Origin of the sequence: Streptomyces sp. SP17BM10, assembly GCF_036322405.1 — a bacterium.
In the GTDB taxonomy this organism is placed as follows: Bacteria; Actinomycetota; Actinomycetes; order Streptomycetales; family Streptomycetaceae; genus Kitasatospora.
The window spans coordinates 1-359 of sequence record NZ_JAQYXB010000402.1 but is presented as its reverse complement, the minus strand read 5'-3'; the positions used below and the strand labels follow the sequence as shown (position 1 = coordinate 359).

Annotated in this window: 1 pseudogene; it reads right to left on the bottom strand. The window is 65.5% G+C overall.

Features of this window, described 5'->3' with window-relative positions:
- Positions 1-359, bottom strand: a pseudogene (locus PUR71_RS41035) (hypothetical protein); the annotation flags it as partial.

Sequence of the window (359 nt, the reverse complement as noted above, 5' to 3'; positions counted from 1 at the left end):
TTTTTTTTTTTTTTTGTTGGTGGGTGGGCCCACCCCCCCCCCCCCCCCCCCGGCGGCCGCCGCCGTGGCGGGGGGGGCCCCGCTCGGGTCGGTGGGTTGCGCTTGGTTGGGGTGGCTGTGCGGGCGCCCCCGGCCCCCCCCCCCCGGACCACCCACCCGGTGGCGCCCCGCCGAGGGCCCAACAAACCCCAAAACCCCCCCCCCCCCCCAACACAAAACACCAACCCCCCCCCCCCCCCCCCCCCCCCCAACCCCCACAAACACCACCCCCCCCACCCCAAAAAAAAACAAACCCCCACCCCAAACCACCACAAAAAACCCAAAAAACAAAAAAAAAACACAAAACAAAAAAAAAAAAA